Below are 14,098 nucleotides of genomic sequence, written 5' to 3' on the forward strand. Positions count from 1 at the left end.
GCTGCTAAATCGTATTATTTCAAGGTTGAGCGCTTCTCGGCCAATCACAGGTGTTTTTGAGCATAGGGATTTACTTAATCATGCAGTTGCTGAATCTTGATGACGTTGCTAGATATGTTGAAGAAAACATTGGTGGTTTCCATCAGAAGCGCATAGATAGTCTGTCCAGGCTCAAGCTTAAAGCTGTTTTGAAGCGCAAAAACCCGTACATGTTCAAGGCGAAGAATGTGCAAACTGCCGAGCAGATTGTTCGCGGTATTCTTGATGCGCATATTTCGTCGAATGAAGAGACTCTTTTTGGTGATTGGCTCGAAGGGTTAGCCATTTTTATCAATAGCCGGACTTATGGCGGGTGGAAGTCAGGAATTGCTGGCGTTGATTTGGAGTTTGATAAAGATGGTAGTCGTCACATCGTAGCTATCAAATCAGGGCCGAATTGGGGTAATAGCTCCCAGATTGGCCAGATGCGCACTAATTTCAAAACCGCACAGAGGACTTTGCGTACAAGTCAGTCAGGGTTGCATATTGTAGCTGTTAATGGATGTTGTTACGGTCGCGACAATAATCCAGATAAAGGTGACTATTTCAAGCTCTGTGGTCAGCGCTTCTGGGAGTTCGTCTCGGGGGATGCAAATCTTTATGTCGAATTGATTGAGCCACTAGGCTTCAAGGCTTCAGAGAGAAATGAAGAATTTTTGGTCTCTTACTCTCAGATGGTCAATAAATTTACTCGTGAATTTACATCGGACTTCTGTGATGAGAACGGTTCTATAGCTTGGGAGCTTCTTGTTCAGTTGAACTCCGCATCGGAAGCATGACTAATGGGGCGTCACTGACGCCCCTCTTCGAGTTTACCGATCAAGTTCAAGGGCGTGCTGAGCTTTTATTTTCTGTTGTTCAAAAGTTCGCATCCATTCATTGTGCGATGTCGCTTGATACCTAGAGAACTTGAAGTCTATCGGCGGAGTAACTGCTTTCTCTTCAAGGAGGTCTTTGATCAACTTTCCAACTGCGTAGCCTAAGCTGATTGGAACCGCGTTCCCAATTTGTTTGTATTGCTGAATTAGCGGGCCCGCTAGCTGCCAGTTATCTGGAAACTCTTGGATTCGTTTATATTCCTGGATCGATAGTGGGCGGTCTTCTTCTGGATGCGCTAAGTCCGTTGCAGGCATCGCCGGATGTGTAACCAGTGTGGGGGAAGGTTTATCCCAGCTTAGGCGGCGAAAGAAACCTGTCTTCCCTCCGCCGGAGAAATAAGATTTACCTAGTGCCTCTTGTTGCAGTTCAGTTGTGAGATTGCGCCAATTTTGACCAGCCTTAAGCATTCGGTAGTACTTAAGTCGCTTCTCTGGAAAATTAAGGTGTGCGTGCGTGGTTATACCATTTAGTGCGTCGCGGAGTTTTCGCCACTTCGGTAGTCCATGAGAGCCGTCTTCTGAATGTGTCGGCTTTAGGAACGGCGCAGCTTTACCATCTCGTGAGCATATGATGATCACTCTCTCACGAATTTGCGGGGTTCCGAAATTCGCTGAGTTGTAGAGGTTGAATGTGCAGGTATAGCCCGCTTTTTTGAGTACGCTCAGAACGAAGTTGAGGGCGCCGCCTTTCATTTCATCAAGGGAAAGATCAGGGAATTCGGCCCCGCGTTGACTATGAGGGCGGTGATCCATGGGGCATGACAGCAGGCCGCGTACATTCTCAACGACAATAAATTTCGGTTTTATCTCGATCGCCAGATCAATATATTTGAGAAAAGCATTGCCTCTATCATCATTGAATGCTTGGCGTTTGCCAGCAGTGCTGAATGCTTGGCAGGGCGGGCCGCCTACAATAAGGTCTACGTCGCCTCGCTCTACCTGCGCTGCCTTCAAGACCTGTTCTGGTGTACAGGTGTTGATGTCGCCAAGCAAAGCTGTATTAGGGCGATTAAGTGCGATGGTTTGGCGGCAATACTTGTCAAACTCGCAAGCTAAGCGAATGTCGAAACCCGCTTTCTCGATCCCTAGGTCAAGGCCCATGGCTCCGGAGAAGAAACTCAATGCTATCGGCTTGTTCTTTCTCTTCGTTTCAACTTTGTAGGCTGCATGATCTTCTGCGACCATGTGTGCTGTCCTTAGCCCGTAATTAGTTACGCTGTCGGGGTCAATGATCCATGCGCCGCTTATTTTTTCTGCGTTTAGTTCGCGATCACGGCATAGTGCTCTTACGTGTTGCTCACTGACGTTGAGCATATGAGCAGCATCTGAAATGCTGATTTTGGTACTCATTCCTGCTTTCCTCTACGAAGCCTGCCGTGAGTACCATTTTTAGGTGCTGGTGCGGCAGTGTCAACCCTGTCTGGCCGCGTGCGTGTGTTTGGCTTCGGCGTTTTTGCTGCTTTTTCTAGGCTTTTTGAGAGCGCGCTACTTTCGGGTTTTGAGCTTTTCCTGTAAGCTTTCTGCTTTAGTGTGTCCACTAAAGTTGCGCAGAATGAATCAGATAAAAAAGCGGGGTGACGGTTGATACGTCATCCCGCTTTTTTACAATCTGCGTTTGCTTCACGTTTTGATTTTCGGAGGTTTTCTTGAGTAAGCCAGCCCTTAAACCTGCCATTTTGGCTCTTGCTGATGGCAGTATTTTTCGCGGCGAGGCCATCGGTGCCGATGGCCAAACTATTGGAGAGGTGGTTTTTAACACCGCCATGACCGGCTATCAGGAAATCCTTACCGATCCTTCCTATGCCCAGCAGATTGTTACCCTGACCTATCCGCACATCGGCAACACCGGCACCACGCCGGAAGACGCCGAATCCAACCGCGTATGGGCAGCTGGCCTGATTATCCGTGACCTGCCTCTGACCTCCAGTAACTGGCGCAACAAACAGCCGCTGGATGAATACCTCAAAGAAAACGGCACCGTCGCCATTGCTGGCATCGACACCCGTCGCCTGACCCGCATCCTGCGTGAGAAAGGCTCGCAAAACGGCTGCATTCTGGTCGGCGATGACGCCACTGAAGAAAAAGCCCTGGAGTTGGCGCGTAGCTTCCCTGGTCTGAAAGGCATGGACTTGGCCAAAGTGGTGAGCTGCACTGAGCGCTATGAGTGGCGCTCTAGCGTGTGGAACCTGAAAGACGACAGTCACCCCGAAATTCCAGCCAGTGAGCTGAAATACCATGTGGTGGCTTACGACTACGGGGTTAAGTGGAACATCCTGCGCATGCTAGTCGAGCGCGGCTGCCGCCTGACGGTAGTGCCGGCGCAAACACCGGCCGCTGAGGTGCTGGCGCTGAATCCTGATGGCGTGTTCCTGTCCAACGGCCCTGGTGACCCCGAGCCTTGTGACTACGCGATCCAGGCAATCAAGGATGTACTGGAAACTGATATTCCGGTGTTCGGTATCTGCCTCGGTCATCAGTTGCTGGCTCTGGCCTCAGGCGCCAAAACCTTGAAGATGGGTCACGGTCACCATGGCGCTAACCACCCTGTGCAAGACCTCGACACCGGTGTGGTGATGATCACCAGCCAGAACCACGGTTTTGCTGTGGATGAGGCCACCCTACCGAGCAATCTGCGCGCTATCCACAAGTCGCTGTTTGACGGTTCTCTGCAGGGTATTGAGCGTACTGATAAGGATGCCTTTAGCTTCCAGGGTCACCCTGAAGCGAGCCCCGGTCCAGCCGATGTGGCCCCGCTGTTCGACCGCTTTATCGAAACCATGGCCAAGCGCCGCTAAACCTCGCCGACTGACCCAAGGATTCGAGTAACCGCTATGCCAAAACGTACAGACATCAAAAGCATCCTGATCCTCGGCGCTGGCCCGATCGTTATCGGCCAGGCCTGCGAGTTCGACTATTCCGGTGCCCAGGCGTGTAAAGCGCTGAAAGAAGAGGGTTACCGCGTCATTCTGGTGAACTCCAACCCGGCCACCATCATGACCGACCCGGCCATGGCGGACGCCACCTATATCGAGCCGATCAAATGGTCCACTGTGGCCAAGATCATCGAGAAGGAGCGCCCAGACGCGCTGCTGCCAACTATGGGTGGCCAGACCGCGCTGAACTGCGCGCTGGACCTGGAGAAGCACGGCGTTCTGGAAAAGTTCGGCGTGGAGATGATCGGTGCCAACGCCGACACCATTGACAAGGCCGAAGACCGCTCGCGCTTCGACAAGGCGATGAAAGACATCGGTCTGGCCTGCCCTGTTTCCGGCATCGCGCACAACATGGAAGAAGCCTACGGCGTGCTGGAGAAGGTTGGCTTCCCGTGCATCATCCGTCCGTCCTTCACCATGGGCGGCACCGGTGGCGGTATTGCTTACAACCGTGAAGAGTTCGAAGAAATCTGCGCCCGCGGTATCGATCTGTCGCCAACCAGCGAACTGCTGATCGACGAATCGCTGATCGGCTGGAAAGAGTACGAGATGGAAGTGGTCCGCGATAAAAAGGACAACTGCATCATTGTCTGCGCCATTGAAAACTTCGACCCGATGGGCGTGCACACCGGTGACTCGATCACCGTGGCTCCGGCGCAAACCCTGACCGACAAGGAATACCAGATCCTGCGTAACGCCTCTTTGGCGGTACTGCGTGAGATCGGCGTGGAAACCGGCGGCTCCAACGTGCAGTTCGGCATCTGCCCGAACACTGGCCGTATGGTTGTGATCGAGATGAACCCGCGCGTGTCGCGTTCCTCGGCGCTGGCCTCCAAGGCCACCGGCTTCCCGATCGCCAAGATCGCCGCCAAGCTGGCCGTGGGTTACACCCTTGATGAGCTGAGCAACGACATCACCGGCGGTCGCACCCCGGCCTCGTTCGAGCCAGCCATTGACTACGTCGTAACCAAGATCCCGCGTTTTGCCTTCGAGAAGTTCCCGAAAGCTGATGCCCGCCTGACTACGCAGATGAAGTCGGTCGGTGAAGTCATGGCCATCGGCCGTACCTTCCAGGAATCCCTGCAGAAAGCCCTGCGCGGTCTGGAAGTGGGCGTTTCGGGCCTCGACCCGATGCTCGATCTGGCCGATCCTGAAGCTGAAAGCACCCTGCGTCGCGAACTGACCGTGCCAAGCGCTGACCGTATCTGGTACATCGGCGATGCCTTCCGTGCCGGCAAGACCGTGGCCGAAGTCTTTGAACTGACCAATATCGATGAATGGTTCCTGGTGCAGATTGAAGACCTGATCAAGGACGAAGAGCGCATCAAGACCCTGGCGTTGTCGAGCATTGATCGTGACTCGATGTACAAGCTCAAGCGTAAAGGCTTCTCCGATATTCGCTTGGCCAAGCTGCTGGGCGTGACCGAGAAAACCCTGCGTAGCCAGCGCCACAAGTTGAAAGTGCTGCCGGTGTACAAGCGCGTCGACACTTGCGCCGCCGAGTTCGCCACCGACACCGCTTACATGTATTCGACCTACGAGGAAGAGTGCGAAGCCAATCCGTCGACCCGCGACAAGATCATGATCCTTGGTGGCGGGCCGAACCGTATCGGCCAGGGCATCGAGTTCGACTACTGCTGCGTACACGCGGCACTGGCGCTGCGTGAAGACGGTTACGAGACCATCATGGTCAACTGCAACCCGGAAACCGTCTCTACCGACTACGACACCTCCGATCGCCTGTACTTCGAGCCGGTAACCCTGGAAGACGTGCTGGAAATCGTCCGCGTCGAGCAGCCAAAAGGTGTGATCGTGCAGTACGGCGGCCAAACTCCGCTGAAAATCTGCCGCGCCCTTGAAGAAGCCGGCGTACCGATCATCGGTACCTCGCCTGATGCCATCGACCGCGCCGAAGACCGCGAGCGCTTCCAGCAGATGGTTCAGCGTCTCGGTCTGCGTCAGCCGGCTAACGCCACTGCGCGCAGCGAAGATGAAGCCCTGGCACACTCCAAAACCATCGGTTACCCGCTGGTGGTGCGTCCTTCCTATGTACTAGGCGGCCGGGCGATGGAAATCGTCTACCAGGAAGACGAGCTCAAGCGTTATATGCGCGAAGCGGTAAAAGTCTCCAACGACAGCCCGGTGCTGCTCGATCACTTCCTCAACTGCGCCATCGAAGTGGACGTGGATGCGGTGTGCGACGGCGAAACCGTGGTGATCGGCGCGATTATGCAGCACATTGAGCAGGCTGGTGTGCACTCGGGTGACTCCGCCTGTTCGCTGCCGCCGTACTCACTGCCAATGCACATCCAGGACGAGATCCGTGAGCAGGTCAAGAAAATGGCCTTGGAGCTCGACGTGGTTGGCCTGATGAACGTGCAGATGGCCGTGCAGGGTGAGGATATCTTCGTCATTGAAGTGAACCCGCGCGCCTCGCGTACCGTACCGTTTGTCTCCAAGTGCGTCGGCGTTTCGCTGGCCAAGGTGGCTGCGCGCGTGATGGCCGGCAAAACTCTGGCTGAAGCCGGCTACACCGCCGAGATCATTCCGCCGTACTTCAGCGTCAAGGAAGCGGTGTTCCCGTTCGCCAAGTTCCCAGGCGTCGACCCGATCCTCGGCCCAGAAATGAAGTCCACCGGTGAAGTGATGGGCGTGGGCGATACCTTCGGTGAAGCCTTCGCCAAGGCACAGTCGGGGGCCAGTGAGATTCTGCCAAATGCCGGCGTGGCCTTTATCAGCGTGCGTGACGATGACAAGCCGCTGGTGGCTGGCGTGGCGCGTGACCTGATTGAACTGGGCTTTGAAGTGGTGGCCACTGCCGGTACCGCCAAGCTGATCGAGGCGGCGGGTTTGCCCGTGCGTCGCGTCAACAAGGTAACTGAGGGTCGCCCGCACGTGGTCGACATGATCAAGAATGATGAAGTCACTCTGATTATCAACACCACCGAAGGTCGTCAGTCGATTGCTGACTCCTACTCCATTCGTCGTAACGCTCTGCAGCACAAGATCTACTGCACCACCACCATTGCGGCGGGGCAGGCAATCTGTGAGGCGCTGAAGTTCGGTCCCGAGAAGACTGTGCGCCGTCTGCAGGATCTGCATGCAGGAATCAACGCATGATCAAATACCCAATGACCGTCCAGGGCTCGCGCGCCCTGGAAGAGGAGCACGCTCACCTGACCAAGGTGGTGCGTCCCAAACTGAGCCAGGATATCGGCACTGCGCGCGAGCTCGGTGACCTCAAAGAGAACGCTGAATACCATGCCGCGCGCGAGCAGCAGGGCATGGTTGAGGCGCGTATCCGTGATATCGAGGGCCGCCTGCAGAATGCGGTGATCATCGACGTCACCACGATTGAACACACGGGTAAGGTGATTTTTGGCACCACCGTGGAAATCGCCAATTGCGAAACCGATGAAAGCGTCACTTACCAGATCGTGGGTGAGGACGAAGCTGACATCAAGCAGCGCAAGATTTCTGTAGGCTCACCTATCGCCCGCGCCTTGATCGGCAAGAGTGAGGGGGATGTGGTCGTGGTGCAGACGCCGAGCGGTGCGCTGGAGTATGAGATTGTCGAGGTTCGCCATCTCTAAGCCGCTGGTGCGTGACGCTGGCGCAATCAGCTGGCTGCTGGCTCAGACGCTCTGGGTTGGCGGCCTCTGGTTGCTGCATTTTTTGCTGCTGCCTGCAATTGCCAAGATCGGCCTGGCCTCATTGCTGGTGGAAGAAATCGGCAATACCTTGCGGCCATTGCTGGTTGGCCTGGCGGCGGTTTGCGCCGGACTCCAGGTGCTGGTACTGATTCGTGCCGAACGCCTGGCAAGCCTGTGGCGTGATACCCGCGGGCAATTGCTATTGGTTGTAGTAGCGATGGCGGGCAGTTACTTTGCTGTGCGCCAACTGCTGCCAGAGGCTGAACTGTGGTTGATGTTCAGTTACTTGGTCATGGCCTTTTGTGGCCTGTTGCTGGTGTTGCAGCCGCTGCCGCAAAGCTCAGGCACAAGCTCTAAGCAGTAAGATTGGGTAGGCTAGGTGGGTTGCAAAGGCGCTGAGCGCGCCTTGCAACGGCTGATAGATCAGCCGTGATGACGGTGAACGTTGGACAGGTTTTTGTTCACTTTCGGATTCTTGCGGTAGATCAACGCCATTTTGCCAATCACCTGCACCAGCTCGGCTTTGCCGGCTTTGCACAGTTCATTGATGGCCGTAAGGCGATCTTCGCGCTCAGTGATGCGTAATTGCACTTTAATCAGTTCATGATCGCTCAGTGCGCGTTCCAGTTCAGTCAGCACACCTTCGGTCAGACCGTTGTCAGCCACGATCAATACAGGCTTCAAATGGTGACCGATAGATTTGAATTGTTTCTTCTGCTCTTGAGTGAGCGGCATAATCTGATTCCTGCATTTAATCTGGTAAAAAACGGCGGTTAGTTTACCCGAGCGCCTTCGGGGCCGCCCAGATATTCATGCGTTGCACATTCGAGGTATTGCGTGGCCCGTTCCAAGACCAGTCAAGGTTGGCTGAAAGAGCATTTCAACGACCCCTACGTCAAAATGGCGCAGAAGGATGGCTATCGCTCGCGCGCCAGCTACAAGTTGCTGGAGATTCAGGAGAAGGATCGCATCCTGCGGCCTGGCATCACTGTAGTCGATCTGGGCGCAGCCCCGGGCGGCTGGTCGCAAGTCACCAGTCGGGTGATCGGTGACAAGGGGCGTTTGATCGCGTCAGATATCTTGGAGATGGACAGCATCCCGGATGTCACCTTTATCAAGGGCGACTTTACCGATGATGCGGTGTTCGCGCAGATTCTCGAAGCCATCGGTGATCATCCGGTAGACCTTGTGATTTCCGATATGGCCCCCAATATGAGTGGAGTAAGGGAATCGGATCAGCCGCGGGCGATGTACTTGTGCGAGCTGGCGCTGGATTTGTCGACTCGGGTGTTACGCCCGGGTGGTGATTTCCTGATCAAGATCTTCCAGGGTGAAGGTTTTGATCTTTATCACAAACAGGTGCGTCAGCTGTTCGACAAGGTGCAGATGCGTAAGCCGCTGTCCTCACGTGACCGCTCTCGCGAGCAATATCTGCTGGCGCGAGGCTTTCGCGGTCTCTGAGGCAGCAAGGTGTTCGGCGAATTGTGCTGAGCTCTTGTGGTCTCACAACAAATAAAGGGTTACAGACGGCGCCTGCCAGGGGTGGGCGTTGTGTAGTAAGTTAGATCGGTACATAACTGGTCGTCATGCGAAGCGCGCTTCGACACGGGGCCTGCTTCAGAGGGTAGCTAATTGAACGACATGGCAAAGAATCTGGTCCTGTGGCTGATCATCGCCGCCGTCTTGGTGACGGTGATGAACAATTTTTCCAGCCCAACTGAGTCGAACAAACTCAATTATTCGCAGTTTATCCAGCAGGTTCAGGATGGCGGCGTTAAGCGAGTGACAGTTGATGGCTTCATCATCAGCGGTACACGTACCGATGGCTCCTCGTTCGAGACCGTGCGTCCGGCGATTCAGGACAATGGCCTGATCAAGGATCTGATGGACAACAACGTCGAGATCGTCGGCAAGCAGCCTGAGCAGCAGAGTATCTGGACTCAGCTGCTGGTCGCCAGCTTCCCGATTCTGGTGATCATCGCTGTGTTCATGTTCTTTATGCGCCAGATGCAAGGTGGTGCAGGCGGTAAAGGCGGGCCGATGAGTTTCGGTAAGAGCAAGGCGCGCCTGCTCTCGGAGGATCAGGTCAAAACCACCTTCGCTGACGTCGCCGGTTGCGACGAGGCCAAGGAAGAAGTCAGCGAGCTGGTTGAATTCCTGCGTGATCCAGGCAAATTCCAGCGTCTCGGTGGGCGTATTCCGCGCGGCGTGCTGATGGTGGGCTCGCCTGGTACCGGTAAGACACTGCTGGCCAAGGCGGTTGCCGGTGAAGCCAAGGTGCCGTTCTTTACCATTTCTGGTTCGGACTTCGTGGAAATGTTTGTTGGTGTCGGCGCATCCCGTGTGCGTGACATGTTCGAGCAAGCCAAGAAGCACGCGCCATGCATCATCTTTATCGATGAGATCGACGCTGTGGGTCGCCATCGTGGCGCTGGTATGGGTGGCGGTCACGACGAGCGTGAGCAGACTCTCAATCAGTTGCTGGTAGAGATGGATGGCTTCGAAATGAACGACGGCATCATCGTCATTGCCGCCACCAACCGCCCTGACGTGCTCGACCCTGCGCTGCTGCGCCCGGGCCGTTTCGACCGTCAGGTTGTGGTGGGTCTGCCGGACATCCGTGGTCGCGAGCAGATTCTCAAAGTGCATATGCGCAAAGTGCCAATGGGCGAAGACGTTGCTCCAGCAGTGATTGCGCGTGGTACGCCGGGCTTCTCCGGTGCCGACCTGGCCAACCTGGTCAACGAGGCATCGCTGTTCGCTGCCCGTGCCGGTAAGCGTGTGGTCGAGATGAAAGAGTTCGAGCTGGCCAAAGACAAGATCATGATGGGCGCCGAGCGCAAGACCATGGTCATGTCGGACAAGGAAAAGCTCAACACCGCCTTCCACGAAGCCGGCCACGCGATTGTCGGGCGCCTTGTGCCTGAGCATGACCCGGTTTACAAGGTGTCGATCATTCCGCGCGGTCGTGCTTTGGGCGTGACCATGTTCCTGCCCGAGGAAGATCGTTACAGCCTGAGCAAGCGTGCACTGACCAGTCAGATCTGCTCGCTGTTCGGTGGCCGTATCGCCGAAGAAATGACTCTAGGCTTCGATGGCGTCACCACTGGTGCGTCCAATGACATCATGCGCGCCACCCAGTTGGCTAAGAACATGGTCACCAAGTGGGGTTTGTCGGAAAAACTCGGTCCGCTGATGTATGCGGAAGAAGAGGGTGAAGTTTTCCTTGGTCGTAGCATGGGTAGTAATCAGAGCAACGTCTCTGCCGACACCGCAAAATTGATCGATCAGGAAGTACGCAGCATCATTGATGAGTGCTACGGCACCGCCAAGCGCCTGTTGCAGGAAAACCGCGACAAGCTCGATGCGATGGCTGAAGCGCTGATGAAGTACGAAACCATTGATGCTGAGCAGATTGAAGACATCATGAATGGCCTCGCGCCGCGTGAGCCGAAAGGCTGGCAGGGCGGTGACGACAACAACGGCACGCCGACTGCGCCAGTCGAAGTCGCTGAGTCCACAGAGAAGCCAATTGGTGGTCCAGCCGCCGAGCTATAAGGTTTTCCATGTCTGTTGCGCCAACCTTCGACCGGCTGCCCTGTGGCAGCCGGTTTCTTGATTTAAGCCGTCCGCAAGTGATGGGCATCCTCAACGTCACTCCTGACTCCTTCTCCGATGGTGGGCGCTATGGCCAGCGTGATGCTGCTTTGCGTCATGCCGAGGCGATGCTTAAGGCGGGGGCGACACTGATTGATGTGGGTGGTGAGTCGACGCGCCCTGGCGCTCGTGCGGTTTCTCCCGTTGAGGAGCTGGAGCGGGTTGCGCCCGTCGTTGAGGCCATTGCCCGCGAGCTGGATGTGATCATTTCGGTGGACACCTCAACGCCAGCAGTCATTCGCGAAACTGCGCGGCTGGGTGCTGGGTTGATCAATGACGTGCGTTCATTGCAGCGCGATGGTGCGCTGGATGCGGCGGCGGATAGCGGTTTGCCGGTGTGCCTGATGCATATGCGCGGTGAGCCCACCACTATGCAGCAGAACCCTCAATACCCTGATGTCGTGGCAGAAGTGCGCGAGTTTCTGCTTGAGCGGCTGACGGCCTGCGCAGCGGTTGGGGTTGGGGCTGAGCGCGTCATTCTTGATCCGGGTTTTGGTTTTGCGAAAACCCTGGAGCACAATCTGTCGCTATTCAAGCACCTGCAGGCGCTACATGCGCTGGGTCGGCCTTTGCTGGTCGGGGTGTCGCGCAAGAGTATGATCGGCAAGGTGCTAGGGCATGAAGTGGGCGAGCGCCTATATGGCAGTCTGGCCTTAGCTGCGTTGGCTCTGAGCAAGGGCGCGCACATCCTGCGAGTGCACGATGTGGCGCAAACAGTTGATGTGGTAAGGATGATCGCCGCGGTTGAAGCGGCCGAATAAGTTAGAAGGAATTGTGGGATGGGTAGAAAATATTTTGGTACTGACGGTATTCGTGGGCGTGTCGGTGACTTCCCTATTACCCCGGAATTCATGCTCAAGCTCGGCTGGGCAGCCGGGATGGCATTTCGCAAGCAGGGCAAGTGCCGCATTCTGATCGGCAAGGATACGCGCATCTCCGGTTATATGTTCGAGTCTGCCTTGGAGGCTGGTTTGTCCGCGGCCGGCGCGGATGTGATGCTGCTCGGTCCGATGCCGACGCCAGCAATTGCCTACCTGACCCGTACCTTCCATGCCGAGGCCGGGATCGTTATCAGTGCCTCGCACAATCCCCATCATGACAACGGCATCAAGTTCTTCTCCGGGCAGGGCACCAAGCTGCCGGACGAAATTGAGCTGATGATCGAAGAGTTGCTTGATCAACCGATGACGGTGGTCGAGTCCGAGCAGCTGGGCAAGGTCTCGCGAATCAACGATGCCGCCGGGCGCTATATCGAATTCTGTAAGAGCAGTGTGCCGAGCAGTACCGACTTCGCTGGGCTGAAGATCGTCGTCGATTGTGCCCATGGCGCGGCTTACAAGGTTGCACCTAGCGTATTCCGTGAGTTGGGCGCGCAGGTCACTGTGCTTTCAGCCCAGCCCAATGGCTTGAATATCAATGATAACTGCGGCTCGACCCACGTCGAGGCCTTGCAGGCCGAAGTGCTGGCACAGCAGGCTGATCTGGGTATCGCCTTTGATGGCGATGCGGATCGGGTGTTGATGGTCGATCATTCAGGCGCTGTAGTTGATGGGGATGAGCTGCTGTTTATCATCGCTCGCGATCTGCTGGAGCGCGGCAAGCTGCAGGGCGGGGTCGTCGGTACGCTGATGAGTAACCTTGGGTTGGAGCTGGCTCTGGCTGATCTGGGCATACCGTTTGTGCGGGCCAAGGTTGGCGACCGTTACGTGATTGCCGAGTTGCTGTCGCGCAACTGGCAGTTGGGTGGTGAGAATTCTGGGCATTTGGTGTGTTTCCAGCACACCACTACCGGTGATGCAATTATCGCCGCGCTGCAGGTGCTGATGGCGCTCAAGCGTCGTGAGCAGACCCTGGGTGAGGCTCGTCTGGGGATGCAGAAGTGTCCACAGGTGCTGGTGAACGTACGCTTTGCCGGTGGTGTTGATCCGTTGGAGCACCCGGCTGTGCAACAGGCTAGTGCGCGGGTAACCGAGCAGATGGCCGGTCGTGGGCGGGTGTTGCTGCGTAAATCCGGCACCGAGCCGTTGGTGCGAGTTATGGTTGAAGGTGATGACGAAGGCCAGGTGCGCGGCTATGCCGATGAATTGGCTAAAGTTGTTGCGGATGTATGTGCTTGATTCGGCTTGCCAGTCTGGTAGCTGTTGGGTAACATCTGCGCCCTCTTTGACCGACGAGGTAAAGCATGCGTCGCCCAATGGTTGCTGGTAACTGGAAAATGCACGGTACCCGCGCCAGCGTCGTAGAGCTGATCAACGGTCTCAATCAGCAGGCGTTGCCTGCTGGTGTAGATGTAGCGGTCTTTCCGTCTTGTTTGCATCTTGGCCAGGTGGTTGATGGTTTGGCAGGCAGGGCTGTTGCGGTAGGCGCGCAAGATTGCGCAACCGAAGCGCAGCAAGGTGCTTTGACTGGTGAAGTGGCGGCAAGTCAGTTGCATGACGCGTGCTGTTCGCTGGTGCTGGTCGGTCACTCCGAGCGTAGGTTGCTGCTGGGTGAGAGTGATGAAGTTGTGACGCGTAAATTTGCTGCGGCGCAGTCTTCGGGTTTGCTCCCGGTGCTGTGTGTCGGTGAGACCCTTGCTCAGCGTGAGGCGGGGCAGACACTTGAGGTGGTTGCGGCGCAGTTGTCTGCCGTGACTGATGCTTTGGGTGTGGAAGTGTTTTCCGCTGCGGTCATCGCGTATGAGCCGGTTTGGGCTATTGGCACTGGCTTGACTGCATCGCCTGCGCAAGCGCAGGAAGTGCATGCTGCGATTCGTGCGCAGTTGGCGGCGAAAAGTCCTGAGTTGGCTGGCAAGGTAAGAATTCTTTATGGTGGCAGCGTCAAGGCCGCCAGTGCTGCCGAGTTGTTCGGTATGCCGGATATCGATGGGGGGCTTGTAGGTGGAGCCTCTCTGAATGCGGATGAGTTCGGTGCGATTTGTCGCGCCGCAGGAAGCTAA

Annotated in this window: 12 protein-coding genes; 10 read left to right on the forward strand and 2 right to left on the reverse strand. The window is 56.0% G+C overall.

Translation table 11 applies throughout. The features are described 5' to 3' along the window. Nucleotides 1-80: 80 nt before the first annotated feature. A complete protein-coding gene (locus tag BLO50_RS19590; protein ID WP_090256041.1) occupies nt 81-818 on the forward strand; it encodes a PmeII family type II restriction endonuclease in 738 nt (245 codons plus the stop codon). 33 nt (nt 819-851) lie between these two features. Here the strand turns inward: BLO50_RS19590 and BLO50_RS19595 are convergent, their stop codons facing one another. Beyond that, entirely contained in the window at nt 852-2,267 is a 1,416-nt protein-coding gene (locus tag BLO50_RS19595) for a DNA cytosine methyltransferase (RefSeq protein WP_090255967.1), read from the reverse strand. 296 nt (nt 2,268-2,563) lie between these two features. Between BLO50_RS19595 and carA the strand changes: the two genes are divergently transcribed. From carA to BLO50_RS19615, 4 genes are read left to right on the forward strand one after another with little or no spacing between them, the layout of a single operon-like run. Beyond that, the gene (gene carA, locus BLO50_RS19600) at nt 2,564-3,712 is read left to right on the forward strand and encodes a glutamine-hydrolyzing carbamoyl-phosphate synthase small subunit (protein ID WP_090255968.1); all 1,149 of its coding nucleotides are present in this window, start codon (nt 2,564-2,566) and stop codon (nt 3,710-3,712) included. 36 nt (nt 3,713-3,748) lie between these two features. Next, nucleotides 3,749-6,970: a carbamoyl-phosphate synthase large subunit gene (gene carB / locus BLO50_RS19605; RefSeq protein WP_090255969.1), complete on the forward strand. Its 3,222-nt coding sequence runs from the start codon at nt 3,749-3,751 to the stop codon at nt 6,968-6,970. Beyond that, nucleotides 6,967-7,443 carry a transcription elongation factor GreA gene (greA, locus tag BLO50_RS19610; RefSeq protein WP_090255970.1) on the forward strand — a complete coding sequence of 159 codons (477 nt, stop codon included), beginning with the start codon at nt 6,967-6,969 and terminating at the stop codon, nt 7,441-7,443. Before carB ends, greA begins: the two co-directional genes overlap by 4 nt. Continuing rightward, the gene (locus BLO50_RS19615) at nt 7,415-7,867 is read left to right on the forward strand and encodes a DUF4149 domain-containing protein (RefSeq protein ID WP_090255971.1); all 453 of its coding nucleotides are present in this window, start codon (nt 7,415-7,417) and stop codon (nt 7,865-7,867) included. The genes greA and BLO50_RS19615 overlap by 29 nt, the downstream gene beginning before the upstream one ends. A 59-nt stretch (nt 7,868-7,926) precedes the next feature. Here the strand turns inward: BLO50_RS19615 and yhbY are convergent, their stop codons facing one another. Further along, nucleotides 7,927-8,238: a ribosome assembly RNA-binding protein YhbY gene (gene yhbY / locus BLO50_RS19620; RefSeq protein ID WP_090255972.1), complete on the reverse strand. Its 312-nt coding sequence runs from the start codon at nt 8,236-8,238 to the stop codon at nt 7,927-7,929. 102 nt (nt 8,239-8,340) lie between these two features. Between yhbY and rlmE the strand changes: the two genes are divergently transcribed. From rlmE to tpiA, 5 genes are all read left to right on the forward strand, one after another. Continuing rightward, entirely contained in the window at nt 8,341-8,964 is a 624-nt protein-coding gene (gene rlmE / locus BLO50_RS19625; protein ID WP_090255973.1) for a 23S rRNA (uridine(2552)-2'-O)-methyltransferase RlmE, read from the forward strand. 180 nt (nt 8,965-9,144) lie between these two features. Next, entirely contained in the window at nt 9,145-11,061 is a 1,917-nt protein-coding gene (ftsH, locus tag BLO50_RS19630; protein WP_090255974.1) for an ATP-dependent zinc metalloprotease FtsH, read from the forward strand. A gap of 8 nt (nt 11,062-11,069) precedes the next feature. After that, on the forward strand, nt 11,070-11,921 hold the full coding sequence (gene folP / locus BLO50_RS19635; RefSeq protein WP_090255975.1) for a dihydropteroate synthase: 852 nt from the start codon (nt 11,070-11,072) through the stop codon (nt 11,919-11,921). An 18-nt stretch (nt 11,922-11,939) separates the two neighbouring features. Next, a complete protein-coding gene (gene glmM, locus BLO50_RS19640) occupies nt 11,940-13,277 on the forward strand; it encodes a phosphoglucosamine mutase (RefSeq protein ID WP_090255976.1) in 1,338 nt (445 codons plus the stop codon). Between the two features lie 65 nt (nt 13,278-13,342). Then, nucleotides 13,343-14,098, forward strand: coding sequence for a triose-phosphate isomerase (gene tpiA / locus BLO50_RS19645; protein WP_090255977.1), 756 nt, complete (start codon nt 13,343-13,345; stop codon nt 14,096-14,098).

The organism is Pseudomonas peli (assembly GCF_900099645.1).
Lineage (GTDB): Bacteria > Pseudomonadota > Gammaproteobacteria > Pseudomonadales > Pseudomonadaceae > Aquipseudomonas > Aquipseudomonas peli.